General features: G+C 61.2%; 19 protein-coding genes and 1 pseudogene. 12 read left to right on the forward strand and 8 right to left on the reverse strand.

Features of this window, described 5'->3' with window-relative positions:
* Nucleotides 1–79 precede the first annotated feature (79 nt).
* Nucleotides 80–1,648, reverse strand: coding sequence for a phospholipase D family protein (locus tag LCH64_RS16870; protein WP_226500790.1), 1,569 nt, complete (start codon nt 1,646–1,648; stop codon nt 80–82).
* Nucleotides 1,649–1,708: 60 nt separating this feature from the next.
* Nucleotides 1,709–3,130, reverse strand: coding sequence for a PLP-dependent aminotransferase family protein (locus tag LCH64_RS16875; protein ID WP_226500791.1), 1,422 nt, complete (start codon nt 3,128–3,130; stop codon nt 1,709–1,711).
* Nucleotides 3,131–3,309: 179 nt separating this feature from the next.
* Between LCH64_RS16875 and LCH64_RS16880 the strand changes: the two genes are divergently transcribed.
* Nucleotides 3,310–3,555 carry a DUF1127 domain-containing protein gene (locus LCH64_RS16880; protein WP_003229454.1) on the forward strand — a complete coding sequence of 82 codons (246 nt, stop codon included), beginning with the start codon at nt 3,310–3,312 and terminating at the stop codon, nt 3,553–3,555.
* A gap of 143 nt (nt 3,556–3,698) precedes the next feature.
* Here the strand turns inward: LCH64_RS16880 and LCH64_RS16885 are convergent, their stop codons facing one another.
* The gene (locus tag LCH64_RS16885) at nt 3,699–5,009 is read right to left on the reverse strand and encodes an FAD-binding oxidoreductase (RefSeq protein ID WP_226500792.1); all 1,311 of its coding nucleotides are present in this window, start codon (nt 5,007–5,009) and stop codon (nt 3,699–3,701) included.
* 147 nt (nt 5,010–5,156) lie between these two features.
* Between LCH64_RS16885 and LCH64_RS16890 the strand changes: the two genes are divergently transcribed.
* Complete coding sequence (locus LCH64_RS16890) at nt 5,157–5,510, forward strand: YkgJ family cysteine cluster protein (protein WP_226500793.1); 354 nt, start codon at nt 5,157–5,159, stop codon at nt 5,508–5,510.
* Between the two features lie 110 nt (nt 5,511–5,620).
* Here LCH64_RS16890 and LCH64_RS16895 read toward each other — a convergent pair whose 3' ends face one another.
* Nucleotides 5,621–6,109: an Lrp/AsnC ligand binding domain-containing protein gene (locus tag LCH64_RS16895; RefSeq protein ID WP_003177284.1), complete on the reverse strand. Its 489-nt coding sequence runs from the start codon at nt 6,107–6,109 to the stop codon at nt 5,621–5,623.
* 156 nt (nt 6,110–6,265) lie between these two features.
* Between LCH64_RS16895 and dadA the strand changes: the two genes are divergently transcribed.
* The 6 genes from dadA to LCH64_RS16925 all read left to right on the forward strand — a co-directional run bounded on the left by dadA (nt 6,266) and on the right by LCH64_RS16925 (nt 12,357).
* Nucleotides 6,266–7,570: a D-amino acid dehydrogenase gene (dadA, locus tag LCH64_RS16900; RefSeq protein ID WP_226500794.1), complete on the forward strand. Its 1,305-nt coding sequence runs from the start codon at nt 6,266–6,268 to the stop codon at nt 7,568–7,570.
* Nucleotides 7,542–7,895, forward strand: coding sequence for a RidA family protein (locus tag LCH64_RS16905; RefSeq protein ID WP_226500795.1), 354 nt, complete (start codon nt 7,542–7,544; stop codon nt 7,893–7,895). Before dadA ends, LCH64_RS16905 begins: the two co-directional genes overlap by 29 nt.
* 94 nt (nt 7,896–7,989) lie before the next feature.
* Nucleotides 7,990–9,063 (forward strand): alanine racemase, encoded by a 1,074-nt coding sequence (gene alr / locus LCH64_RS16910; protein WP_226500796.1) that lies wholly within the window; start codon nt 7,990–7,992, stop codon nt 9,061–9,063.
* A gap of 88 nt (nt 9,064–9,151) precedes the next feature.
* Nucleotides 9,152–9,700 carry a cupin domain-containing protein gene (locus tag LCH64_RS16915; RefSeq protein ID WP_226500797.1) on the forward strand — a complete coding sequence of 183 codons (549 nt, stop codon included), beginning with the start codon at nt 9,152–9,154 and terminating at the stop codon, nt 9,698–9,700.
* A gap of 182 nt (nt 9,701–9,882) precedes the next feature.
* Complete coding sequence (locus tag LCH64_RS16920; RefSeq protein WP_045122674.1) at nt 9,883–10,296, forward strand: c-type cytochrome; 414 nt, start codon at nt 9,883–9,885, stop codon at nt 10,294–10,296.
* Nucleotides 10,297–10,434: 138 nt separating this feature from the next.
* Complete coding sequence (locus LCH64_RS16925; protein WP_226500798.1) at nt 10,435–12,357, forward strand: acetyl-CoA hydrolase/transferase C-terminal domain-containing protein; 1,923 nt, start codon at nt 10,435–10,437, stop codon at nt 12,355–12,357.
* Between the two features lie 130 nt (nt 12,358–12,487).
* On the opposite strand, the gene LCH64_RS16930 is transcribed toward LCH64_RS16925, so the two are convergent.
* Together LCH64_RS16930 and rep are read right to left on the reverse strand one after the other, a co-directional pair.
* Nucleotides 12,488–13,060 (reverse strand): xanthine phosphoribosyltransferase, encoded by a 573-nt coding sequence (locus LCH64_RS16930; protein WP_003229440.1) that lies wholly within the window; start codon nt 13,058–13,060, stop codon nt 12,488–12,490.
* Nucleotides 13,061–13,115: 55 nt separating this feature from the next.
* The gene (gene rep / locus LCH64_RS16935) at nt 13,116–15,125 is read right to left on the reverse strand and encodes a DNA helicase Rep (RefSeq protein WP_027610430.1); all 2,010 of its coding nucleotides are present in this window, start codon (nt 15,123–15,125) and stop codon (nt 13,116–13,118) included.
* A gap of 262 nt (nt 15,126–15,387) precedes the next feature.
* Here rep and LCH64_RS16940 point away from each other — a divergent pair, with 262 nt between their 5' ends.
* The gene (locus LCH64_RS16940) at nt 15,388–17,061 is read left to right on the forward strand and encodes a bifunctional diguanylate cyclase/phosphodiesterase (protein ID WP_003229436.1); all 1,674 of its coding nucleotides are present in this window, start codon (nt 15,388–15,390) and stop codon (nt 17,059–17,061) included.
* Nucleotides 17,062–17,188: 127 nt separating this feature from the next.
* On the opposite strand, the gene LCH64_RS16945 is transcribed toward LCH64_RS16940, so the two are convergent.
* Nucleotides 17,189–18,586, reverse strand: a complete 1,398-nt coding sequence (locus LCH64_RS16945; RefSeq protein ID WP_226500834.1) for a NorM family multidrug efflux MATE transporter — start codon at nt 18,584–18,586, stop codon at nt 17,189–17,191.
* 158 nt (nt 18,587–18,744) lie between these two features.
* Between LCH64_RS16945 and LCH64_RS16950 the strand changes: the two genes are divergently transcribed.
* The 3 genes from LCH64_RS16950 to LCH64_RS16960 all read left to right on the forward strand — a co-directional run bounded on the left by LCH64_RS16950 (nt 18,745) and on the right by LCH64_RS16960 (nt 23,265).
* A complete protein-coding gene (locus LCH64_RS16950) occupies nt 18,745–19,665 on the forward strand; it encodes a LysR substrate-binding domain-containing protein (protein WP_045122673.1) in 921 nt (306 codons plus the stop codon).
* Between the two features lie 189 nt (nt 19,666–19,854).
* Nucleotides 19,855–21,831 carry a methyl-accepting chemotaxis protein gene (locus LCH64_RS16955; RefSeq protein ID WP_226500799.1) on the forward strand — a complete coding sequence of 659 codons (1,977 nt, stop codon included), beginning with the start codon at nt 19,855–19,857 and terminating at the stop codon, nt 21,829–21,831.
* Between the two features lie 219 nt (nt 21,832–22,050).
* Complete coding sequence (locus tag LCH64_RS16960; RefSeq protein ID WP_226500800.1) at nt 22,051–23,265, forward strand: aldose 1-epimerase family protein; 1,215 nt, start codon at nt 22,051–22,053, stop codon at nt 23,263–23,265.
* Here the strand turns inward: LCH64_RS16960 and LCH64_RS16965 are convergent.
* A pseudogene (locus LCH64_RS16965) lies at nt 23,262–23,912 on the reverse strand (ATP-binding protein); the annotation flags it as partial. The gene LCH64_RS16960 and the pseudogene LCH64_RS16965 sit on opposite strands and share 4 nt — an antisense overlap.
* Nucleotides 23,913–24,125 lie beyond the last annotated feature (213 nt).

Consider the following 24,125-nt stretch of genomic DNA (forward strand, 5'->3'; position numbering starts at 1 on the left):
AGATCGCAGCCTGCGGCAGCTCCTACAGGGAAACCGCATTCCAGTGTAGGAGCTGCCGCAGGCTGCGATCTTTTGCTTTTTAAAGCATCCGCTCCAGACCGACAGTGGTGCTGAACCACGCATTGAACCGCCGCCACCAGCTCCCGGGTTCCTTGGTCAGCGTGTGCATCTGGCCGTTGTCCTCGGTCAACCAGACAATCTTGCCATCCTGCAGTTTCGCCTCATAACTCAGTGCCGGTGCCATGCCTTGCAAGGCCAGTTCGCGTGCGCGTTCGGCCAGTTCCGGGCTGTCCACCAGGACCCCGACCTCGGTGTTCCACAGCACCGAGCGCGGGTCGAAGTTGAACGAGCCGATGAACGCTTTCTGCCTGTCGAAAATCATCGCCTTGCTGTGCAGGCTGGAATCCGAACCACGGAATGACTTGCTGTAGAACAGGTGTGGGCCGCTGCCGTAGTTATCCCCAGGCTGACGGCGCAGTTCATACAGTTTTACCCCGTGCTCCAGCAGTGCCTTGCGATACGGCGCATAACCGCCGTGCACCGCCGGTACATCGGTGGCCTCCAGCGAGTTGGTCAGCAGGCTCACCGAGACCCCGGCGTCGGCACGCCCGGTCAGGTACACTAGCCCCGGCTGGCCGGGTACGAAATACGCCGAGATCATGATCAGTTCTTTGCTGACGCCGCGCAGTTCCGGCGCCAGTTGCGTGGTCAGCAGCAGTTGCGGGTCCGGTTCGTCCTTGGCCAGCACCTTGCTCGGCGCATCCCACAGCGCCTGGTTCCAGGCCCAGATCAGTTCCTTGCGCCAGATGTCCATGCGCGGCGCGGTCTTGAACGTCATCAGCTGTTGATACAGCGCATGGTTCTGTTTGCGGGTTTCATCCAGCGATTCTTCGAGGCGCGTGCGGGTGTTCTGCAGGTCTTTGGCGCTCGGTTTGCTCGAGAGGAATTCGTCGATCGGCTTGCTCAGCGCGCTGTTCCAGTACTGATCGAAACTGTGCCCAAGCTGCTCGGCCACCGGGCCGACGCTGAGCATGTCGATGTCGGTGAAATTCAGGTTTGGCTCGGCATCGAAATACTCGTCGCCCAGATTGCGCCCGCCGACGATGGCCACGCTGTTGTCCGCCAGCCACAGCTTGTTGTGCATGCGCCGATGTTGCAGCGACAGGTTGAACAGGCGGCCGGCGGCGCGGGTCACACCCGTGCTGCGGCCCAGGTGCAGTGGATTGAACAGGCGGATCTGGATCTGTGGATGCGCCGCCAGCGTGGCGATGATCGTGTCGAGACCGTCGCTGGTGGTGTCGTCGAGCAGGATGCGTACCCGCACGCCACGGTCGGCGGCCTTGAGCAGTTCTTCCACGAGCATCCGCGTGCTGACGCCGTCGTGGACGATGTAGTACTGCAAGTCGAGGCTGGTTTGCGCATTGCGGATCAGTTCGGCGCGAGCGGTGAAGGCCTCAGTGCTGTTGGACAGCAGGCGGAACCCGGAGCGGCCCTGATAGGGCCCCGCCTGGGCCTGGATCGAGCGACCGAAGCTGGAGTTCGACGCCGGCAAGGCCTGGCTCGGCTCACGTGGTACATCAAGGCTGGCGCAGCCGCTCAGGAGCGAGGCGAGCATCAGCAAAACAAGTAGGGGCTGTCTGAAGCTCACGTAGGAACGTTCCGGTCGGCGGCAAAGGTCGGCATATGGACGCTGATTACTCGAAAAAAGTCAGTCGGCTTCGGCCAGCAATCTGCTCGCCGCTGCGCCGACCTTGCGCACTGCTTCTTCGATCTGCGGTGTCGGTTTGGCAGCGTAGTTCATTCGCAGGCAATTGCGGTACTTGCCCGAGGCGGAAAAGATGCTGCCGACGGCGATCTGTACGCCTTGATCGAGCAGCGCACGGTTGAGTTTCAGCGTATCGAAACCCTCGGGCAGTTCGACCCAAAGCATGAAGCTGCCCTGCGGGCGACTGGCGCGGGTGCCGGCGGGAAAGTAGCGAGTGACCCAGTCGATCATCGCGTCGCGATTGCGCTGGTATTGCGTGCGCATCCGCCGCAAGTGCGGTTCGAAATGGCCGCCCTTGAGAAATTCGGCGATGGCGATCTGCGGCTGCGGTGCGGTGGAACCGGTGCTGATGTATTTCATGTGCAGCACCCGTTCCAGATAACGACCCGGTGCCACCCAACCGATGCGCAGGCCTGGGGCCAGGGTCTTGGAAAACGAGCTGCACAGCAGCACTCGACCATCTTCGTCGAAGGACTTGATCGTGCGCGGACGAGGGTAGGTGTAGGCCAGCTCGCCATACACATCGTCCTCGATGATCGCCACGTCGAAACGCTGTGCCAGGTTGAGCAGGGCGCGCTTGCGCGACTCCGGCATGATGTAGCCCAGCGGGTTGTTGCAGTTGGGGGTGATCTGGATGACCTTGATCGGCCACTGCTCCAGCGCCAGTTCCAGCGCTTCGAGGCTGATGCCGGTGAGCGGATCGGTGGGGATTTCCAGGGCTTTCATGCCCAGGCCTTTGAGCGTTTGCATGGCACCGTGGAAGCTCGGCGAATCCACCGCGACGATGTCGCCCGGCTCGCAGATGGCGTGGATGCTGGTGGACAGCGCCTCGTGGCAACCGGTGGTGATCACCAGGTCGCTGGCGCTCAACTGGCAACCGGAGTCGAGCATCAATCGAGCGATCTGTTCGCGCAATTCGAGGGTGCCGTGAATGTTGTCGTAATACAGACCGGGCATGTCCTGCCGGCGGCTGATCCGCGCCAGTCCGCGCAGCAGCGGTTTCATGGTGGGCGTGGTCACGTCGGGCATGCCGCGCCCCAGTTGCACCACGTCCTTGCGTGGCACCGCACGAATCAGCTCCAGCACCTGATCCCACTGCGAAATCTCCACCGGCCGTTGCGCCGGTCGCCCGACCGCGGGCAACTCCGGCAGCTCGCGACCCACCGGCACGAAGTAGCCGGACTTGGGTTTCGGTGTGGCCAGGCCGCTGTCTTCGAGCATGCGATAGGCCTGCTGCACCGTGCTGAGGCTGACCCCATGTTCTACGCTCAAGGCGCGCACCGAAGGCAGGCGATCGCCAGGACGGTAGAAGCCTTGTTCGATGCGGGTGCCGAGCAGCTCGGCGAGGTTCACATACAGGGTCATGGCACTGCCTCGATGCAGGTGATTCGTTAAACCAGTACAGATGCGGCAAAAATCGGTGATTCAGTCTCAGGAATGGCAAATCTGTATGGAGTTAATACAGAAGTGTTGAATCTGTAATGCTTTTGCCGGCCCGCGCATCATGGAATCTCTGGCTACCCAAGTAAACAGGAGCGACAAAAATGAACGGCTTGAGCGATGTGCGGCTGACGTTACACAGTCAGGAACTGGAGGCAGGGCAGGAGGACAGTGCATGGAATACCGCCATGCGCAACGCGCCGTCCGGCCTGAGTCGCTGGGGCCTGTTCTGGCATCGTCTGCACACGCGCAAGGCGCTGTTGAACCTGACGCCGGAGCAGCTCAAGGATGTCGGGTTGACCCGGGAGCAGGCGCATGAAGAGGGGTTGAAGCCGTTCTGGCGGATCTGAGATCTGTATTGTTCTTGCGGGCCTCATCGCTGGCAAGCCAGCTCCCACAGTATTTTTGGTGTTCACAATATTTGTATTCGCCGCAAAAAACCTGTGGGAGCTGGCTTGCCAGCGATGGCGGCTTCAAGGGCGCAGCAAAAATATCAGACCAGCTCCTTGAGCCGATGCCACAACATCCCCAGCGCCAGCAACGGCGAACGCAAGTGCCTGCCGCCGGGGAAGGTGATGTGCGGCACCTTGGCAAACAGGTCGAAGCCACCGCTGTGCTGCCCGCTGATGGCCTCGGCGAGCAATTTGCCCGCCAGGTGCGTGGCATTCACCCCGTGTCCGGAATAGGCCTGGGCGTAATACACGTTCGGCTGATCATTGAGCCGGCCGATCTGTGGCAGACGGTTGGCGCCGATGCCGATCATGCCGCCCCATTGATAGTCGATCTTCACCCCGGCCAGTTGCGGGAACACTTCAAGCATCTTCGGCTGCATGTACGCGCCGATGTCTTTCGGATCGCGCCCGGAATAATGGCAGGCGCCGCCGAACAACAAGCGTCGATCCGCCGAGAGCCGGTAGTAATCCAGCGCCACCCGCTGGTCGCAGACCGCCATGTTTTGCGGCAGCAGGCTGTGCGCCAGTTCTGCGGAAAGCGGTTCGGTCGCGATGATGTAACTGCCGGCGGGCAGTACTTTGCCGCTGAGTTGTGGATTGAGGTCGTTGAGATAAGCGTTGCAGCCCAGCACCAGGGTTTTCGCCCGCACTGAACCTTGAGCGGTGTGTACGCGAACCTCGGGGCCGTAGTCGATGCGGGTGACCGCCGATTGCTCGAACAGTTTGACGCCCAGTTGCTGCGCAGCAGCGGCTTCGCCCAGCGCCAGATTCAGCGGATGCAAGTGCCCGGAACCCATGTCGATCAAGCCGCCGACGTAGCGTTTGGAACCGACCACGGTGTGCATCTCATGGGCTTGCAGCAGACGGGTCTCGTAGCGATAGCCGAGGCTGCGCAGCTCTTCGGCGTCTTCGGCAAAGCCTTCGAGGTCGGCAGGCTTGTTGGCAAGGTCGCAGTAGCCCCAGGTCAGGTCGCACGGGATCTGGAAACGTTCGACGCGCTGGCGGACGATTTCCACCGCTTCCAGGCCCATCAGTTTCATCTGACGTACGCCGTCGGCGCCGATGACGTTAGTGAACTGGTCGAGACCGTGGCCGACCCCGCGAATCAACTGCCCACCGTTGCGACCACTGGCGCCCCAACCGATCCGATGCGCTTCCAGCAACACTACGCTGAGGCCGCGTTCGGCCAGTTCCAGCGCGGTGTTCAACCCCGAGAAGCCACCGCCGACCACGCACACGTCGGCAATCACTTCGCCTTGCAGCACCGGATGGTCAGGCTGCGGCAGGCTGCTGGCGGCGTAGTAAGAGGCAACGTGGGGTTGGCTCGCGAAGGTTCGGGCGCGGGCATTCATGGGCATCATCCAACGGCTGGGTGTCGAGAAAATTTGACGGAGCATAAGCCGCACGGCCAAAGACGGGCAACACTGGTCGGCCGTTGCTGTCTGGATCACGGCTTTTGCGGCACAATTGCCGCCTATTTCATGTGGGTTACTGTTTCGATGAGCTGCAATAGCCAGAAAATCCGCACCCTGCGTCAGCAGATCCCCTCGTTCGAGTGCGTGCCCGGTTGCCACGATTGCTGCGGGCCAGTGACCACTTCACCGGAAGAAATGGCCCGCCTGCCGCGCAAGACCCGCGCCGAGCAGGATGCGGCGATGGACGAGCTGAATTGTGTGCACCTGGGGCCGAATGGTTGCACGGTGTATGGCGAGCGGCCGTTGATTTGCCGCCTGTTCGGGACGACGAAGACGTTGCCGTGCCCGAACGGGCGGGGGCCGGTGGAGTTGATTCATCCGCGGGTTGAAAAGCAGATCTTCGAGTACATGGCTTCGAATCGGCAGGTGCTGGTTTAACCGGTTCACTCGGAACCGAGCTGACGCCTTCGCGAGCAGGCTCGCTCCCACATTTGAAATGTATTCCCCTGTGGGAGCGAGCCTGCTCGCGAATGGAGCGACGCCAATCTTCAGTCTGGAATCGGCAGACTCAGGCTCTCTTTCACCTCTTCCATCACGATATAGCTTTTGGACTCACGCACATGCGGCAACTTCAACAGAATGTCGCCCAGCAGTTTGCGGTACGAGGCCATCTCGGAAATCCGCGCCTTCACCAGATAGTCGAAATCCCCTGACACCAAATGGCACTCCAGCACGTGCGGCAATTTCAGCACCGCGCGGCGGAACTCTTCGAACGTGTCGCCGGATTTGTAGTCGAGGCTGATCTCGACGAACACCAGCAGGCTACCCTTCAAGTGCTGCGGATTCAGGCGGGCGTTGTAGCCCATGATGATCCCCTCGCGCTCCAGCCGCCGCACCCGCTCGGTACACGGCGTGGTGGACAGCCCGACCTTTTCCCCGAGTTCGGTAAACGATATGCGCCCGTCCGCCTGCAGGATCCGCAAGATGTTGCGGTCGATCTTGTCCAGCTCACGTTTGGTCTGAGTGTTGGTACGCATAGGGGATGCGCCTCCGTGAAAAGGGTTTTTGCCGAGAATTGTCGCCAAATATAGGCGCTTATATAGTGAAATGCACTGGCCATTCTTTTTTACACTGCGCGCATCATTGCTCTAACAACAGACGTACGCGGCCCTGCCGCGATGAGGGATACAAAAATGCGCGTAATGGTCTTGGGTAGCGGCGTCATCGGTACCGCCAGTGCTTACTATCTGGCCCGTGCCGGGTTTGAAGTGGTGGTGGTCGACCGGCAGCCAGCCGTGGCCATGGAGACCAGTTTCGCCAACGCCGGTCAGGTGTCGCCGGGCTACGCCTCGCCGTGGGCCGCGCCGGGCGTGCCGCTCAAGGCCATCAAGTGGCTGCTGCAGCGCCACGCGCCGCTGGCGATCAAGGCCACTGCCGACATTGACCAATACCTGTGGATGGCGCAGATGCTGCGCAACTGCACCGCCAACCGTTACGCGGTGAACAAGGAGCGCATGGTGCGTCTGTCCGAGTACAGCCGCGACTGCCTCGACGAACTGCGCGCCGAAACCGGCATTGCCTACGAAGGCCGCAGCCTCGGCACCACTCAACTATTCCGCACTCAGGCGCAGCTCGATGGCGCCGCCAAGGACATCGCCGTCCTGAAAGAATCCGGCGTGCCGTTTGAAGTCCTCGACCGCGCCGGTATTGCCCGCGTCGAGCCGGCACTGGCCAACGTCACCGACATCCTCGCCGGCGCCCTGCGTCTGCCGAACGATCAGACCGGCGACTGCCAGATGTTCACCACGCGCCTGGCGGAAATGGCCGTGAAACTCGGGGTGGAATTCCGCTTCGGCCAGGACATTCAGCGCCTCGACTACGCTGGTGACCGCATCAACGGCGTGTGGATCGACGGCAAGCTGGAAAGCGCCGACCGCTACGTGCTGGCTCTCGGCAGCTACTCGCCGCAATTGCTCAAGCCGCTGGGCATCAAGGCGCCGGTGTATCCGCTCAAGGGATACTCGCTGACCGTGCCGATCACCAACCCGGACATGGCTCCGACTTCGACCATTCTCGACGAAACCTACAAGGTCGCGATCACCCGTTTCGACAACCGCATCCGCGTGGGCGGCATGGCGGAGATCGCCGGTTTTGACCTGTCGCTGAACCCGCGTCGGCGCGAAACCCTGGAGATGATCGTCAACGACCTTTATCCTCAGGGCGGCAATCTGGCCGAGGCGAGCTTCTGGACCGGTCTGCGTCCGACCACCCCGGACGGTACACCGATCGTTGGCGCCACGCCGTTCAAGAACCTGTTCCTCAACACCGGTCACGGCACCCTGGGTTGGACCATGGCGTGCGGTTCCGGTCGTTTGCTGGCCGATCTGATGGCGAAGAAAAAACCGCAGATCAGCGCCGAAGGCCTCGATATTTCCCGTTACGGCAACAAGCCTCAGGAGTCCGCAAAACATGGCAATCCAGCGCCAGCTCACCAATGAGCGCATGAGTCAGATCGTCAGCCACAACGGTACGGTGTATCTGGCCGGACAGGTCGGCGACGACTTCAACGCCGGGATTGAACAACAAACCCGCGAAGTCCTGGCCAATATCGAGCGTCTGCTCGATCTGGCCGGGACTGACAAGCAGCATCTGCTGTCGGCGACGATCTACCTGAACAACATCGAGGCGCACTTTGCCGGGATGAATTCGGTGTGGGATCAGTGGCTGCCCAAAGGTGCTGCTCCGGCCCGTGCCACCGTCGAAGCGAAGATGGCCAAGCCGAGCATTCTGGTCGAGATTTCCATCGTCGCGGCGTTGCCGTAACCGTTTCAAAGATCCCTCTCCCGGCGCTGTTGGCGGTTCACGCCGTCAGCCAGCGCCGGTTTTTCTTCCCATGACCGCCAAGAAGTCTGCTGCCATGCGTCCTGCCCGTGCCCTGATCGACCTTCAAGCCCTGCGTCACAACTACCGAATTGCCCGCGAAGTCACCGGCGCCAAGGCGCTGGCGGTGATCAAGGCGGATGCCTACGGTCACGGCGCGGTGCGTTGCGCCCAGGCGCTGGAAGCCGAGGCCGACGGGTTTGCCGTGGCCTGCATCGAAGAAGCGCTGGAGTTGCGCGCGGCCGGCATCAAGGCCCCGGTGCTGCTGCTCGAAGGCATCTTCGAAGCCGATGAACTGGCGCTGATCGTCGAGCATGATTTCTGGACCGTGGTGCATTCGCTGTGGCAGCTCGAAGCCATCGAGCAGGCGGCACTGAGCAAGCCGATCACCGTGTGGCTGAAGCTTGATTCGGGCATGCACCGCGTCGGCCTGCATCCGAAGGATTACGCGGCGGCCTATCAACGCCTGCTGGCCAGCGGCAAAGTGGCGAAGATCGTGCTGATGAGCCACTTCGCCCGCGCCGATGAACTGCATGAGCAGAGCAGCGCCGATCAGGTCGCGGTGTTCGAAGCGGCGCGTCAGGGTCTGGCTGCCGAAGTCAGCCTGCGCAACTCGCCGGCCGTGCTCGGTTGGCCGCAGATCCACAGCGACTGGGTGCGCCCGGGCATCATGCTCTACGGCGCCACACCGTTCGAAGAAGCCAACGCCGTGGCCGAGCGCCTGCAACCGGTGATGACCCTCGAATCGAAAGTCATCTGCGTGCGCGAATTGCCCGCCGGCGAGCCGATCGGCTACGGCGCCAAATTCATCACCGACAAACCGATGCGCATCGGCGTGGTTGCCATGGGCTATGCCGATGGCTACCCGCGCCATGCGCCGACCGGCACGCCGGTGCTGGTGGCCGGCAAACGCAGCCGGATTCTTGGCCGGGTGTCGATGGATATGCTGTGCATCGACCTCACTGATGTGCCGGAAGCCGACCTCGGTTCGACCGTCGAGCTGTGGGGCAAGAACATCCTCGCCAGCGAAGTGGCGCAGTGGGCGGACACCATTCCGTATCAGATCTTCTGCAACCTGCGTCGCGTGCCAAGGCTCTATTCCGAGGGTTGACGCCGCTGCGGGGGCCAAGTGTTGTAAATACTGAACGCTGTCGCCATGATAACGCTCAATATTCTTACAACATCAGGAGGCTCCCGCCTTGGACGTCGGTGAACGACTGCAATCGATCCGCAAGCTCAAAGGGCTTTCCCAGCGTGAACTCGCCAAGCGCGCGGGCGTCACCAACAGCACCATTTCGATGATCGAAAAGAACAGCGTCAGCCCTTCGATCAGTTCGCTGAGGAAGGTTCTGGGCGGGATTCCCATGTCCATGGTCGAGTTCTTTTCCGAAGAAATCCTGCAGGAAATCCCGACCCAGATCGTCTACAAGGCCAACGAGCTGATCGACATTTCCGACGGCGCCGTGACCATGAAACTGGTCGGCCGCGCACACCCGAGCCGGGCCATCGCGTTCCTCAACGAAATCTACCCGCCGGGCGCTGATACCGGCGAAGAAATGCTCACCCATGAAGGCGAGGAAACCGGGATTCTGGTGGAAGGTCGTCTGGAATTGGTGGTGGGCCTGGAAACTTTTATTCTCGAAGCCGGCGACAGCTACTATTTTGAAAGTACCAAGCCGCATCGTTTCCGGAATCCGTTCGACGCGCCTGCGCGACTAATCAGCGCAGCCACGCCGGCAAATTTTTAACGATAGAGGCGCCAAGCCATGACGGCGAAGGCATCCGCAGAGTTTTTCCATCGCGCGGTATAACCCCTTCGACTATGGGGTTGTTTCAGTGTGGCGGGCTACCCGCTATACTTGCGCCCGCCTGCGAACCGTGGCCGCAGGCGTGAATAGCCACCATTGAGGGTGAACGCGTGAATCTAATTATGAAAATGCTGGCCGCACCAGCAACCGTACTGGCCCTCTGGGCTGTCAGCGCTCAAGCTGCGACGAATGACGACATTGCCAAGCGCCTCGAGCCGGTCGGCCAAGTGTGTGTTCAGGGGCAGGAATGCAAAGGAATGGAAGTGGCTGCCTCCGCTGGCGGCGGCGGTGGTGCAAAGACGCCGGACGAAGTGATTGCAAAACATTGCAACGCTTGCCACGGTACCGGCCTGCTGGGGGCACCGAAAATCGGTGACACCGCCGCCTGGAAAGACCGCGCCGATCATCAGGGCGGCCTCGATGGCATTCTCGCCAAAGCCATCACCGGCATCAATTCCATGCCGCCAAAAGGCACCTGCGCCGATTGCTCGGACGACGAGCTCAAGGGCGCGATCAAGAAGATGTCCGGCCTGTAACAAGGCGCGCTTCTGACGAAAAAAACCGTCTTCGGACGGTTTTTTTGTGCCTGCGATTCACGGCTTTCGCTGTCCTTTGCAGCAAAGTCGAGGCAAGCTCGGTCTACCCCTATTCACGGAACGGGCAGGAGGCTTCAGATGGTGCAGTTGTGTTCGATCGAACAGGCAGTGGACGATGTGCTTGCGCGCTTGCCGGCGCACATCCACATGGGCATGCCGCTGGGGCTGGGCAAGCCCAATCACTTCGTCAACGCGCTGTACCGGCGGATCAAGGACTTGCCCGAGCGGCAACTGACGATCTATACCGCGCTGTGCCTCGGTCGGCCGACCTTGGGTGACGGTCTGCAGAAGCGCTTCATCGAACCCTTCGTCGAGCGCGTTTTCGGCGACTACCCCGAATTCGATTTCCTTGCCGACCTGCACCGCGACAGCCTGCCCGGCAATATCCGCATCGAACAGTTTTTCATGCAGCCGGGCAGCCTGCTCAACAGCCCGCCGGCCCAGCAGGATTACGTCAGCAGCAACTACAGCCATGCCGCCCGCGACATCAATGCTGCCGGCCTCAATCTGGTGGCGCAATTGCTCGCCAGCAGCAGCGAACATCCCGATCGCCTGAGCCTGAGCTGCAACCCCGACATCACCCTCGACCTGTTGCCGATGATCACCAAGCGCCGCGACGCCGGGGAGACCATTCTGCTGGTCGGCCAGGTGCACACCGATCTGCCGTACATGCCCGGTGATGCCGAAGTCGATATCGACACCTTCGACCTGCTGATCGACGCGAAGGACAGCAGCACGCTGTTTTCCACGCCGAACATGCCGGTGGGCTTTCAGGATCATTTCATCGGCCTGCACGCCAGCACTCTGGTGCGCGATGGCGGCACCTTGCAGATCGGCATCGGTTCGATGGGCGATGCACTGACCGCCGCATTGCTCGCGCGGCAGGCGGACAACGCCGGTTATCAGGCGGTACTGGCCGATCTCAATCTCAGCCAGTGGGCACAGTTGATCGAGCGCGAGGGCGGTACCGCGCCATTCGCCAAAGGCCTGTATGGCTGCAGCGAAATGTTCGTCAACGGCCTGCTGGTGCTGGCCGATGCCGGGATCATCCGGCGCAAGGTCTACCCCGACGTGCAGACGCAGGAACAGGCCAACGCCGGCACCCTCGATGAAGCGGCGCAGACCGATGGCATCTCGGTGCACGGCGGCTTCTTCCTCGGCCCACGCAGTTTCTACGGGCGCCTGCGCGAACTGCCGTTGAGCAAGCGCCTCGAATTCAACATGACCCGCATCAGCTACATCAACGAGCTGTACGGGCAGGAAGAATTGAAGCGCTTGCAACGGATTGATGCACGGTTCATCAACACCGTGTTCACCATGACGCTGATGGGCGCGGGCGTGGCTGATCAACTGGAAGACGGGCGGGTACTCAGCGGCGTCGGCGGGCAATACAACTTCGTCGCCCAGGGCCATGCGCTGCACGATGCGCGTTCGATTCTGATCCTGCGCAGCTGGCGCGAGTCCGGCGGCGAGGTCAGTTCGAACATCGTCTGGGAATACGGGCACTGCACGATTCCACGGCACCTGCGCGACATCGTGGTCACCGAGTACGGCATCGCCGATCTGCGCGGCAAGACTGACGAGGTGGTGATCGAGTCGTTGCTGAACATCAGCGATTCACGCTTCCAGCCAGAACTGATCGAGCAGGCGCAGAAGGTCGGCAAACTGCCGCAGGATTTCCGTCTCGATCCGCGTTTCGCCGATAACACCCCGCAACGCTTGCAGGCGATTGCGGCGAAGCATCCGAATCTGTTTCCGGAGTATCCGCTGGGCTGTGATTTCACCGCCATCGAGCGGGATTTGCTGCGGGCGCTGAACTGGCTGAAGAGCAAGTTCAAGCTGAGCGAGATATTGGAGCTGGGCAAGGCTGCGCTAGATGCGCCGGAGGCTTCGACGTTCCCCGAACACCTTGAACGTATGCAACTGACCCACCCGGAAGGCCTGAAAGAAGACCTGTTCCAGCGCCTGCTACTCACCGGGCTGAAGGCCACCGCGCAATAACTGCCTGACCCAAAACAACTGTAGGAGTGAGCCTGCTCGCGATGGCGGTGTATCAGCTGACGAAAATATCAGCTGACACTACGCTATCGCGAGCAGGCTCACTCCTACAGGGGGCCGCGGTGTTGCTGGATTATTCGATGAAGGTAACGACGCCATCCTTCAGCGATTTCACGCGAGCCAGCGATTCAACGCGGTAGCCCTGCGAGTCCAGTTCGGCCCGGCCGCCCTGGAACGACTTCTCGATCACGATGCCCAGACCGGCAACGGTGGCGCCAGCCTGTTTGATGATCGAGATCAACGCCTGCGAGGCCTTACCGTTGGCCAGGAAGTCGTCGATGATCAGCACGCGGTCGCTGCTGGTCAGGTGCCGTGGCGAGATGGCCACCGTGCTTTCGGTCTTTTTGGTGAACGAATAAACGGTCGCCGACAGCAGGTTTTCTGTCAGGGTCAGGGACTGTTGCTTGCGGGCGAAGATCACCGGCACGCCCAGGTTCAGACCGGTCATGATCGCCGGGGCAATGCCCGAGGCTTCGATGGTGACGATCTTGGTGATGCCCGAATCCTTGAACAGCGTGGCGAATTCGTCGCCGATCAGCTTCATCAGGGCCGGGTCGATCTGATGGTTCAGAAAGGCGTCGACTTTCAGGACCTGGTCGGAAAGCACGATGCCTTGTTCGCGGATTTTCTGGTGCAATGCTTCCATGAAGCTGTCCTCGTTCAGCGCCTGTGCGCCCTAAGCTTTAAAAAAGTGGTCAATTCTAGCGCTTTAACATCGCGCGTATATCAGCCAATGCGCTATTGCCACGCACGGCTTTGACTTCGGTCGGTGTGTCGTCGTTGCCTTCCCACGCCAGGTCGTCCGGCGGCAGCTCATCGAGGAAGCGGCTTGGCGCGCAGTCGATGATCTCGCCGTACTGTTTGCGCTTGGCGGCAAAGGTGAACGCCAGGGTCTGACGCGCGCGGGTGATGCCCACGTAGGCCAGGCGGCGTTCCTCTTCGATGGTGTCGGCTTCGATGCTGGAGCGGTGCGGGAGGATTTCCTCTTCCATGCCCATGATGAACACGTAAGGGAATTCCAGGCCCTTGGACGCATGCAGGGTCATCATCTGCACGCCTTCGGCGCCGTCCTCTTCTTCCTGCTGACGCTCGAGCATGTCGCGCAGGACCAGTTTGCCGATGGCGTCCTCGACGGTCATCTCCCCGTCTTCGTCTTTTTCCAGGGTGTTCTTCAAGGCTTCGATGAGGAACCAGACGTTGCTCATCCGGTAGTCCGCAGCCTTGTCGCTGGAACTGTTGGTGCGCAGCCAGTTCTCGTAGTCGATGTCCATGACCATGCTGCGCAGCGCCGAGATCGGATCTTCACCGGCACACTGCTCACGGACCTTGTCCATGAAGCGCTTGAAGCGCGACAGGCGATCGGTAAAGCGGCTGTCCAGATGCTCGCCCAGACCGATTTCATCGGTGGCGGCGTACATCGAGATCTTGCGTTCGGTGGCGTAGTTGCCGAGTTTTTCCAGGGTGGTCGAGCCGATTTCGCGGCGCGGCACGTTGATCACGCGCAGGAAGGCATTGTCGTCGTCCGGGTTCACGATCAGGCGGAAGTAGGCCATCAGGTCCTTCACTTCCTGACGGCCAAAGAAGCTGTTGCCGCCGCTCAGGCGGTACGGCACCTGGTGGTGCTGCAACTTCAGTTCGATCAGCTTGGCCTGGTAGTTGCCGCGATAGAGGATCGCGAAATCGCTGTACGGGCGGTCGGTGCGCAAGTGCAGGCTGAGGATTTCCATGGCGACGCGCTCGGCTTCGGCGTCCTCGTTGCGGCAGCGGATCACGCGGATCTCGTCGCCGTGGCCCATCTCACTCCACAGCTGTTTTTCGAATTCGTGCGGGTTGTTCGAGATCAGCACGTTGGCGCAGCGCAGGATGCGGCTGGTGGACCGATAGTTCTGCTCGAGCATCACCACTTTCAGCGACGGGTAGTCATCCTTGAGCAGCATCAGGTTTTCCGGCCGTGCGCCGCGCCAGGCGTAGATCGACTGGTCGTCGTCGCCCACCACGGTGAACTGGTTACGCTTGCCGATCAGCATCTTCACCAGCAGGTACTGGCTGGCGTTGGTGTCCTGGTATTCGTCGACCAGCAGGTAACGCACCTTGTTCTGCCACTTTTCGAGAATGTCGGCGTGCTCTTCGAAGAGTTTCACCGGCAGCAGGATCAGGTCGTCGAAGTCCACCGCGTTGAACGCCTTGAGCGTGCGCTGATAGTGGGTGTAGACGATGGCGGCAGTCTGTTCCTTGGGGTTGCGTGCGTTCTCAAGCGCCTGGGCCGGCAGGATCAGGTCGTTTTTCCAGGCGCCGATCATGTTCTTGATCTCGTCGACGCCGTCGTCGCCTGCGTATTCCTTCTGCATGATGTCGGTCATCAGGGCTTTGACGTCGGTCTCGTCGAAGATCGAGAAACCGGGTTTGTAGCCCAGCCGCGCATGCTCCTTGCGGATGATGTTCAGGCCCAGGTTGTGGAAGGTGCAGACCGTCAGGCCGCGACCTTCGCCGGCACGCAGCAGGGTGCCGACCCGCTCCTTCATCTCGCGCGCGGCCTTGTTGGTAAAGGTCATGGCGACGATGTACTGGGCGCGGATGCCGCAGTTCTGGATCAGGTGCGCGATCTTGCGGGTGATCACGCTGGTCTTGCCGGAGCCAGCGCCGGCGAGCACCAATAGAGGGCCGCCGACGTAGTTCACGGCTTCTTGCTGCCGGGGATTGAGTCGGGACATACGAAAATTCGGGAGTCGTTGACGAAATGGGCCGGCATTTTAACAGGCTCAGCGATTTGTGCTGCTCTGTCCGACTTGTGACGCACCACGCGATTCAAATTTGCCGGTTTTGTTACTTTCACGCAGGATGCGCGGTGATTTTGCGGCTAATGTACTCATTCATGACACAAAATAACGGTTTGATAACCGTTGTCATTTGGTCATTGATCATCGCAACGGCATAATGCCCCGCCCACATCATTGCAGAGTCTAGGGAGCTAGCTTGTCTACGCCTGTCGAACCCTTGCGTTTGCTGCTACTGGCCGAAGAGCCAGCGTGGACAGCGTTATTGCGCGAGTGTCTGGCTCCGATGGGGAGCGCGGCGGTGCTGATCAGCGCGCCGAGCTGGGAGTCGGTCAGCAGTCTGTTCGAAGACAACCGTCATGCGGTGTTGTTGACCGTTCCCGCGTTGCAGCCGGCCCCGGGCCGTTGCAGCCTGCCGACCGTGTTGCTGCTGGAACACGAACCGGCCACCGCGCCCGTTGGCGTCAGCGACTGGCTGGTGTTCGACGCCCTCGATGCCGGCATGCTGCGCCGTTGCCTGCGTCATGTGCGTGAGCGCGGCGTTCTCGAAAACACTCTGCAACGCCTCGCTGAACAGGATCCTCTGACCGGCATCGCCAACCGCCAGGGCTTTCAGACCCTGCTGACCGCGCGGCTGGCAGAAAACGACGGGCGCGGTCTGGCCCTCGGACATCTCGATCTCGACAACTTTCGTCATGCCAACGACGCCCTCGGGCATCAGGCCGGCGACCGTCTGATCCTGCAAGTCGTCGCCCGGCTGAAAAGTCAGCTGGAGGCCGGTGATCAACTGGCGCGCCTGGGCAGCGATGAATTTGCCCTGCTGATCGACACCCGCCGCGCGCCGCAACGCGCCGAGTGGATGGCCGAACGCATTACCGAAGCCTTGTCCGAACCCTATTGGGTCGACGGCGAAAGCCTGTTGATCGGTTCCAGTCTCGGTATCGCCCATGCCCGCGCACAGGGTGGCGCCGATCCGCTGATGTGGCACGCGCACATCGCCATGCAGCAGGCCAAGAGCACGCAGGGCTGCACCTTCCATATCTTCAACGAGCGCATCAATCGCAACGCCCGGAGCATGGCCGACCTCGAAAGCGAGCTGCGCCGGGCCCTGCGCCGCGATGAGCTGGAGCTGCATTACCAGCCGCGACTGAATCTTGCAGACGGGCAGATCGTCGGCCTCGAAGCCTTGGTGCGTTGGCGTCATGGCGAGCGCGGTTTGCTGCCACCGAGCGAATTCGTGCCGCTGGCCGAGCAGAGTGGTTTGATCGTGCCGTTGGGCTACTGGGTGATCTCCCGCGCGTTGCGCGACATGCAGGCACTGCGCGAGCGTGGGCTGCCGGCGCTGCACATGGCGATCAACCTGTCGTTCCGCCAGTTTCAGGACAGCCAGTTGCTGCCGACGCTCAGCCGGCTGATTGCCGAGCGCGGGGTCGAGGCGCAATGGCTCGAATTTGAACTCACCGAAACCGCCGTGATGCGCCGCAGCGACCTGGTCAAACAGACCATGGACGCCCTCGGCCGCCTCGGCGTGCGTTTCTCGCTGGATGACTTCGGCACCGGGTTCTCCTCGTTCGTGCACCTCAACAGCCTGCCGATCACGCTGCTGAAGATCGACAAAAGCTTTGTCGGCGGTATGGAGCAACGCGAAGAGAACCGCAAACTGGTGCATGCGATGATCAACCTCGCGCACAACCTGCATCTGGAAGTGGTGGCCGAGGGGGTGGAGACGCCGGAGCAGCTGGATCTGCTGCGCGGGTTTGGCTGTGATCAGGTGCAGGGTTATCTGATCAGCCGGCCGTTGCCATTGGCGGAGTTGGTTGAGTACCTGACGTTTGGGGCCAGCCAGCAGTCATCACTGGAATTTGTGAGCTGAACACCATTTCCGGGTGAATGCATGACCCCTGTGGGAGCGGGCTTGCTCGCGAAGGCGCGGTGTCAGTCCAGGCATGTGCTGTCTGACCCAGCGCTTTCGCGAGCAAGCCCGCGCCCACAAGGGAATCTCAGTCTGCCTGAGCGATTGTGTACTGATCTGCTGATGCAGGCTCCAACCGAATCATCCGCTTCATCTTCCATTCAAACGCCAGGGTCAGGCTCACTGCCGCGCAGGCCAGGCCCAGCGCCAGACCCCACCACACGCCCGTCGGCCCCCAGTTCAGGTGGAACGCCATCCACCACGCGGCCGGTGCGCCAATCAGCCAATAGCAACCGAGCCCGACCAGGAACGTGGTTTTTGCGTCCTTGAGCCCACGGATACAGCCCATGGCAATCGTCTGCGTGCCGTCGAACAGCTCGAACCACGCCGCCACCGCCAACAGGCTCACCGCCAGGCGAATCACCTCGGCAAACGCCGGATTGTCGTGATCGAGGAACAACCCGACCAGTTGGTTCGGCAACAGCCAGAACACCATGGCAAAACCCAGCATCACCACCGCACCGAAAACAATGCCGACCCGCCCGGACATTCGCGCATCGCTCAGTTGCCCGGCGCCATAATGCTGGCCGACGCGCATGGTGATCGCGTAGGACATCCCCGCCGGCACCATGAACGCCACCGAAACGATCTGCAGGGCGATTTGATGGGCGCCCAGTTGCGTGCTGCCCATGGTGCCCATGCACAGCGCGGCGAAGGCGAACAAGCCGACTTCCACGGCATAGGTGCCGCCAATCGGCAGGCCGAGACGCCACAGCTCTTGCAGATATTGACGATTGGGGCGCGACAGACCGGCGCGCAACGGGTAGGCGTCGTAGGCCGGATGCCGGCGAATGTGCCACGCGAGCGCCAGCGCCATGCAGTTGGCAACGATTGCCGTGACCAGACCGATGCCGGTCAGCCCCAGTTTCGGCAGGCCGAACATCCCGGTGATCAGTGCGTAATTGAGCAGGAAGTTGGCGACGGTGCCGCCGAGACTGATGACCATCACCGGGGTCGCCCGGCCAATCGCACTGGTGAAGCCGCGCAGGGCCATGAAGCTCAGGTAACCGGGCAGGGCGAAGGGCAGGGCAATGAGGAATTGCCCGGCGGCATGGACGTTGGTTTCGGTCTGGCCGAACAGCAGCAACACCGGTTTCAGGTTCCACAGCAGCAGTGCGGCGCCGAGCGCCATCAGCCATGCCAGCCACAACCCGGCCTGGGTCAGGCGTGCCGCGCCGATGATGTCGCCCGCGCCCTGACGGATCGCCACCAGGGTACCGACCGCTGCAATCACACCGATGCAGAAGATCGACACGAACGAATAACTCGCCGCCCCCAGTCCTCCCCCGGCCAGGGCTTCGGGACTGAGGCGCGCCATCATCAAGGTGTCGGTCAGCACCATCAACATGTGCGCCAACTGCGAGGCAATCAGCGGCCCGGCCAGCCGCAGGATGGCCCAGAGTTCGGTACGCACGGGATGCTGCATGGTCATCACCACTCATTCAAAGAGGGAACAGAGAGCCGACGATTCTCGGCGCTTGGCAGGGTTTGCACAAAGGGATAAAAAGGATGGGTGGCATGATTAAAACTCATCTTGAGAACATTCTGCCGGGTTGGCCGTAACCCGCTATAGGAGCTTTGCGAATGTCCCGTCGTCTTCCTCCGTTGTATGCCCTGCGCGCATTCGAAGCGGCGGCGCGGCACAGCTCGTTCACCCGCGCGGCCGAGGAGTTGTCGATCACCCAGAGTGCAGTCAGCCGGCACATCAAGACGCTGGAAGAGCATTTCGCCTGCAAGCTGTTTCATCGCAGCGGGCGCAACCTGCAACTGACGGAATCGGCGCGGATGCTGTTGCCTGGAATCCGCGACGGCTTCGCGGCCCTTGAGCGCGCCTGCAACACCTTGCGCGCCGAAGACGACATCCTGCGCATGAAAGCGCCGTCTACCCTGACCATGCGCTGGCTGCTGGCGCGCCTCAGCCGCTTCCGCCATCTGCAACCGGGTAACGAGGTGCAACTGACCAGCGCCTGGATGGACGTGGATTCGGTGGACTTCAACAACGAGCCGTTCGACTGCGCTGTGCTGCTCAGTGATGGGCATTTCCCGCCGGACTGGGAAGCCAGCCTGCTGTTCCCGGAAGAGCTGATACCGGTGGGCGCGCCCAATCTGCTGAACGACCAGCCGTGGGATGTTGCGCGTCTGGCGTCCACCGAACTGTTGCACCCGACTCCGGATCGGCGCGACTGGCGCAGTTGGCTGGAGCACATGGGCCTGTCCGATCAGGTCTCGCTCAAGGGCGGACAGGTGTTCGATACCCTGGAACTGGGGATGATCGCCGCAGCCCGAGGCTACGGGGTGTCGATGGGCGATTTGCTGATGGTCGCCGAAGATGTGGCGCAAGGCAGACTGAGCCTGCCATGGCCGACCGCGGTCGCCAGCGGACTGAATTATTACCTGGTGTGGCCGAAAACCCGCCCGGGAGGTGAACGTTTGCGCCGCCTCAGCGACTTCCTGCAAGGCGAAGTGCGCGCCATGGCGTTGCCGCTGGTCAAGCGCTTGAGCTGAAACGTTCGAGCCCGCACAATGCCGGCCTTGCGCCATAACCCCGCTATTTACTCAAGTATTCGGTTTCACCGCCGAAAATGAGCATGTGGAACCGTCGTGCCGGTCGCCACGATTTCACCCCCATTATTAGAATTTTCCGAGCAAGTGCTGCGATCAAGGAGGATCCGGTGGCTCGGCCAGGAGCTGTCCATGTCTCAACCTCGCGCCCGGATCGCCTCGCAGCTGGGCCTTGCGCTCGCTGTGATACTGGCGATTGTCATCAGCGGCAGTACGGTGTTTGCCCTGCGTTCGCTGGATACCGCCAACCTCGCCACCCGTGAAGAGCACCTCGCCAGTGAGGCGCGGCTGCTGGCCGACCAACTGAGCACCTTCCACGGCACGCTGCGCGAAAGCACCCAGCGCCTGAGCGGGCTGTTCGAGAAGCGCTTCAGCGCGGGCCTGAGCATTCACCCGGATGAGCCGGTGACGGTTGCAGGCACTCAAACCCCGGGCCTGCACCTGGGCGGCGAAGTGCTGAACAACAACTTCAAGGAAGTCGACGAGTTCAAGCAGATGACGGCCGGCGTCGCCACGCTGTTCGTGCGCAGCGGCGAAGACTTCGTGCGGGTCAGCACCTCCCTGACCAAACAGGACGGCACCCGCGCCATCGGCACCTTGCTCGATCACGCGCACCCGGCTTACGCGAAGTTGATGGCGGGGCAGGGTTACGTCGGTCGCGCCTTGCTGTTCGATCGCTCCTACATGACTCAGTACACCCCGGTGCGCGATGGCAGCGGCAAGGTGATTGCGGTGTTGTTCGTCGGTTTCGACTACACCGATGCGCAGAACGCCCAGTTCGCCAATCTCAAGCGTTTTCGTATCGGTCAGAACGGTTCGCTGGCGTTGCTGGATGAGCAAAACAAATGGCTGGTGGCGCCGGCGGGGGTGCAGGCGCTGGATCAAGCGGTGCCGGTGATCAACGGCCTGGCCAAGACGCCGGGCAAGGGCCAGTTCTGGAGCGACAGCGGCGAAGATTTCTACAGCATTGCCGTGCCGTTCGAGGGCGGCCCGTGGTCGGTGGTGGCGAGCATGCCGAAGTCCGAGATTCGCGCGGTGACCTGGAGTGTCGGCACCCAACTGGCCATTGGCAGTCTGCTGGCGATGCTGATCGCGGTGGGCGCGGCGATGTGGCTGCTGCGCAGCAAGCTGCAACCGCTGGGCGACCTTGTGCGTCAGGCCGAAGCGCTGGGTGCCGGTGATCTGAGCGTGCGCCTGAATGTGTCGAGCAACGACGAGATCGGCCAGTTGTCCCGTGCGTTCAACCAGATGAGCCAGGCGCTGTCGACCATGGTCGAGCACATCCGCCGCTCCTCGGAAGAGGTCAACAGCCGTGCCCAGGCGTTGTCCGGTTTGTCCGGCGGTGCGTACGAAGGCATGGAGCAGCAGTCCGGCGAAATCACCAGCATGGCCGGTGCGGTGGAAGAGTTCAGCGCCACCTCGTTGAACATCGCCGACAACATGGGCAACACCCAGCGTCTGGCCCAGGAAAATGCCCAGCAGACCCAGATCGGTCGCACCTCGATGCAAGAGGCGTCGTCCTCGCTGGAGCAAATTGCCGGCGCGCTGAACACCACGGCCACGGTGATCAACACCCTCGGTCAGCGCTCCCAGGAAATCGGCGGCATCGTCAGCGTCATCACCTCGATTGCCGAACAGACCAACCTGCTGGCGCTCAACGCGGCCATCGAAGCTGCGCGTGCCGGTGAACAGGGTCGTGGCTTCGCCGTGGTGGCCGATGAGGTGCGCAACCTGGCGTCGCGCACCCGTCAGGCCACCGACGAAATTTCCGGGATGATTCACAGCATCCAGCAGGAAACCGGCAACGCCATCAGCACCATGGAACAGGGCAACCTGTTGATGCAGGAAGGCCTGTCGCGCAACGCCAACGTGGCGTCGGCGCTGGCGCGGATCGATGAGCAGAGCCGTTCTGCCGGCCAGCAGTTCGCGGCGATTACCACCGCGACGCAGGAGCAGAGCAGCACGGCTACTTTGCTGAGCAGCAATCTGCAGAGTATTGCGCTGGCCAACAGTGAGCAGCGTGAGGTGGTGTCGAACCTCGCGGTCACCGCCAAGGAGCTGGAGAAACTGGCGGCGGACTTGCGTTCCGAGGTTGATCGCTTCCGTTGATGTACAGCTGAAATAGCTATCGCGAGCAGGCTCACTCCTACAGGTATATCGGTTGGTCGCATTGTTTGTGATCCCTGAAGATCCCTGTAGGAGTGAGCCTGCTCGCGATCGCTTCACTGCCAATCTTGGGTAAAACACTCGATCTCTTGCTCTTTCACACTTGCTGAAACGTTTCTGCAGCGCTATAAAAATGGCACAACTCCAATAAAGGCTGCTGCCATGACCCCGTTCAAACTCGCCGTTGCACTCGGCGCACTCTCTGCTGCTTCCCACGCCATGGCTTGGGATTACGTACTTCTCGACACCAACAAACCCGCGCAAAACTGGAGCATCACCAGTGAGCAGCTCGGGGTGAAAACCGACAAACCCTTTTCCGTCAGCCTGCGTACTCTGCACGGCGGTCGGCAGGAAGGGGTCAGCATCGTCGATATCGATAATGGCACGATGAAACTCTCGGTGGTGCCGACCCGCGGCATGAATGTCCTGCAAGCCTCTGTTGGTAGTGTGCGTATGGGTTGGGATTCGCCGGTCAAGGAAGTGGTCAACCCGGCTTTCATCGAACTCAACGGACGCGGTGGCCTGGGTTGGCTGGAAGGCTTCAACGAGCTGGTGGCCCGCTGCGGTTATGAATGGGTCGGCCATCCCGGCATGGACAATGGTGAGTTGCTGACTCTGCACGGGCGCGCCGCCAACATCCCGGCCAGCAGCGTTACCCTGCACATTGACGAAAAACCACCCTACGCCATCAGTCTGCGCGGCGAACTGAAAGAGCAGGCGTTCAAGAAAGTCGACTTCTCGGTCGTCACCGAACTGGTCACCGAGCCCGGTAGCGCGCGTTTCGCCCTCAACGATACGCTGACCAACAACGGCGATTATCCGAAGGAATACCAGGCGCTGTACCACAGCAATTTCAGTACGCCATTCCTTGAGCAGGGCGCACGTTTTGCGGCTCCGGTAAAACAGGTTTCGCCTTTTAACGACAAGGCCAAGGGCGATCTGCCCGACTGGCAGACCTACCGCGCGCCGACCAAGGACTACGACGAAACCGTCTACAACGTCGTGCCTTATGCGGACGCCAAAGGCGAAACCCTGGCCGTGCTGCACAACAAGGCCGGCAGTCTTGGCGTTTCTGTAGGCTTCAATACGCAGCAACTGCCGGTATTTTCCCTGTGGAAAAACACCGACACTCAAGGGCAGGGCTATGTAACGGGCCTTGAGCCGGGTACCAGTTTTTCCTACAACCGCCGCTATCAGCGTCCGTTGAATCTGGTGCCGACCATTGCGCCAAAGGCCAGTCAACAGTTCCAGATCAGCTACAGCCTGCTGGCGGACAAAGGCGCTGTGGATAATGCGTTGAAGCACGTGACCGAAATTCAGGCCGGGCGTGAAACCGAAGTGCGGCAGAAGCCGCTGGTGGATCTGACCGAGCATTAAGGCGTCGCCGGGCGGTATTGCAGCGCCTCGGCCAGATGCTCACGGCGGATTGCATCGACTTGCTCAAGGTCTGCCAGGGTTCTGGCGACTTTGAGCAAACGATGGGCTGAGCGTAGTGACAGGGTCAGCCGTTCGCAGGCCGATTCCAGCCAGGTTTCATCGGCTGTGGATAACCTGCAGTGGCGTTTCAGTCCCGGCAGATCGAGAAAGGCATTGGCGCAGGACTGGCGTTTCAGCTGCCGTTCCCGCGCCTCGGCGACACGTTCCGCGGCAGTGGCACTGTCTTCGCCCGGCTTCACCGTAGGATTCAACGCTGTCGCCTCTCGCGCCACCGTCAGGTGCAAGTCGATCCGATCCAGCAATGGCCCCGACAGTTTGTTGCGATAACGCTGGACCATGTCCGGCGTGCACGAACACTTGCCGCTCGGCTCGCCAAGATATCCACAGGGACACGGATTCATGGCCGCCACTAACTGAAATCGCGCCGGAAATCGCACGCGATCCTTGGCTCGGGCGATCACGATATGTCCGGACTCCATCGGCTCGCGCAGCACCTCCAGCACCTTGCGATCAAACTCCGGCAATTCATCGAGAAACAGCACACCGTGATGCGCGAGGGTGATCTCGCCGGGTTGCGGTTTTGAGCTGCTGTAGGCTTTCGAAATACATGATAAATAGCTACGCTACAGGCCGCTATCGGCCATCAAAACCTTCTGAAATTACTGAGAATCTTGTCGGTAATAAATGAGACCATATAAAAAATGATCGGAAATAAATGCGACCAGATTAAGCCGGTTCGGAAGATCAAGCCGACCCGCCGCAGCATTTCAGGAGTGATGGCTTTCAAAGGGTTAGGTGGG

This window comes from Pseudomonas sp. MWU16-30322 (genome assembly GCF_020515535.1).
GTDB classification, from domain to species: domain Bacteria; phylum Pseudomonadota; class Gammaproteobacteria; order Pseudomonadales; family Pseudomonadaceae; genus Aquipseudomonas; species Aquipseudomonas fluorescens_H.

Excerpts from the sequence above, each read along its gene's own strand:
- LCH64_RS16955 (WP_226500799.1), top strand. The coding sequence starts at position 19,855 with ATGTCTCAACCTCGCGCCCGGATCGCCTCGCAGCTGGGCCTTGCGCTC.
- dadA (WP_226500794.1), top strand. The coding sequence starts at position 6,266 with ATGCGCGTAATGGTCTTGGGTAGCGGCGTCATCGGTACCGCCAGTGCT.
- LCH64_RS16945 (WP_226500834.1), bottom strand. The coding sequence starts at position 18,586 with ATGCAGCATCCCGTGCGTACCGAACTCTGGGCCATCCTGCGGCTGGCC.
- LCH64_RS16885 (WP_226500792.1), bottom strand. The coding sequence starts at position 5,009 with ATGAATGCCCGCGCCCGAACCTTCGCGAGCCAACCCCACGTTGCCTCT.
- LCH64_RS16930 (WP_003229440.1), bottom strand. The coding sequence starts at position 13,060 with ATGGAAGCATTGCACCAGAAAATCCGCGAACAAGGCATCGTGCTTTCC.
- alr (WP_226500796.1), top strand. The coding sequence starts at position 7,990 with ATGCGTCCTGCCCGTGCCCTGATCGACCTTCAAGCCCTGCGTCACAAC.
- LCH64_RS16905 (WP_226500795.1), top strand. The coding sequence starts at position 7,542 with ATGGCAATCCAGCGCCAGCTCACCAATGAGCGCATGAGTCAGATCGTC.
- LCH64_RS16890 (WP_226500793.1), top strand. The coding sequence starts at position 5,157 with ATGAGCTGCAATAGCCAGAAAATCCGCACCCTGCGTCAGCAGATCCCC.
- rep (WP_027610430.1), bottom strand. The coding sequence starts at position 15,125 with ATGTCCCGACTCAATCCCCGGCAGCAAGAAGCCGTGAACTACGTCGGC.
- LCH64_RS16880 (WP_003229454.1), top strand. The coding sequence starts at position 3,310 with ATGAACGGCTTGAGCGATGTGCGGCTGACGTTACACAGTCAGGAACTG.
- LCH64_RS16925 (WP_226500798.1), top strand. The coding sequence starts at position 10,435 with ATGGTGCAGTTGTGTTCGATCGAACAGGCAGTGGACGATGTGCTTGCG.
- LCH64_RS16960 (WP_226500800.1), top strand. The coding sequence starts at position 22,051 with ATGACCCCGTTCAAACTCGCCGTTGCACTCGGCGCACTCTCTGCTGCT.
- LCH64_RS16950 (WP_045122673.1), top strand. The coding sequence starts at position 18,745 with ATGTCCCGTCGTCTTCCTCCGTTGTATGCCCTGCGCGCATTCGAAGCG.
- LCH64_RS16920 (WP_045122674.1), top strand. The coding sequence starts at position 9,883 with ATGAAAATGCTGGCCGCACCAGCAACCGTACTGGCCCTCTGGGCTGTC.
- LCH64_RS16875 (WP_226500791.1), bottom strand. The coding sequence starts at position 3,130 with ATGACCCTGTATGTGAACCTCGCCGAGCTGCTCGGCACCCGCATCGAA.
- LCH64_RS16895 (WP_003177284.1), bottom strand. The coding sequence starts at position 6,109 with ATGCGTACCAACACTCAGACCAAACGTGAGCTGGACAAGATCGACCGC.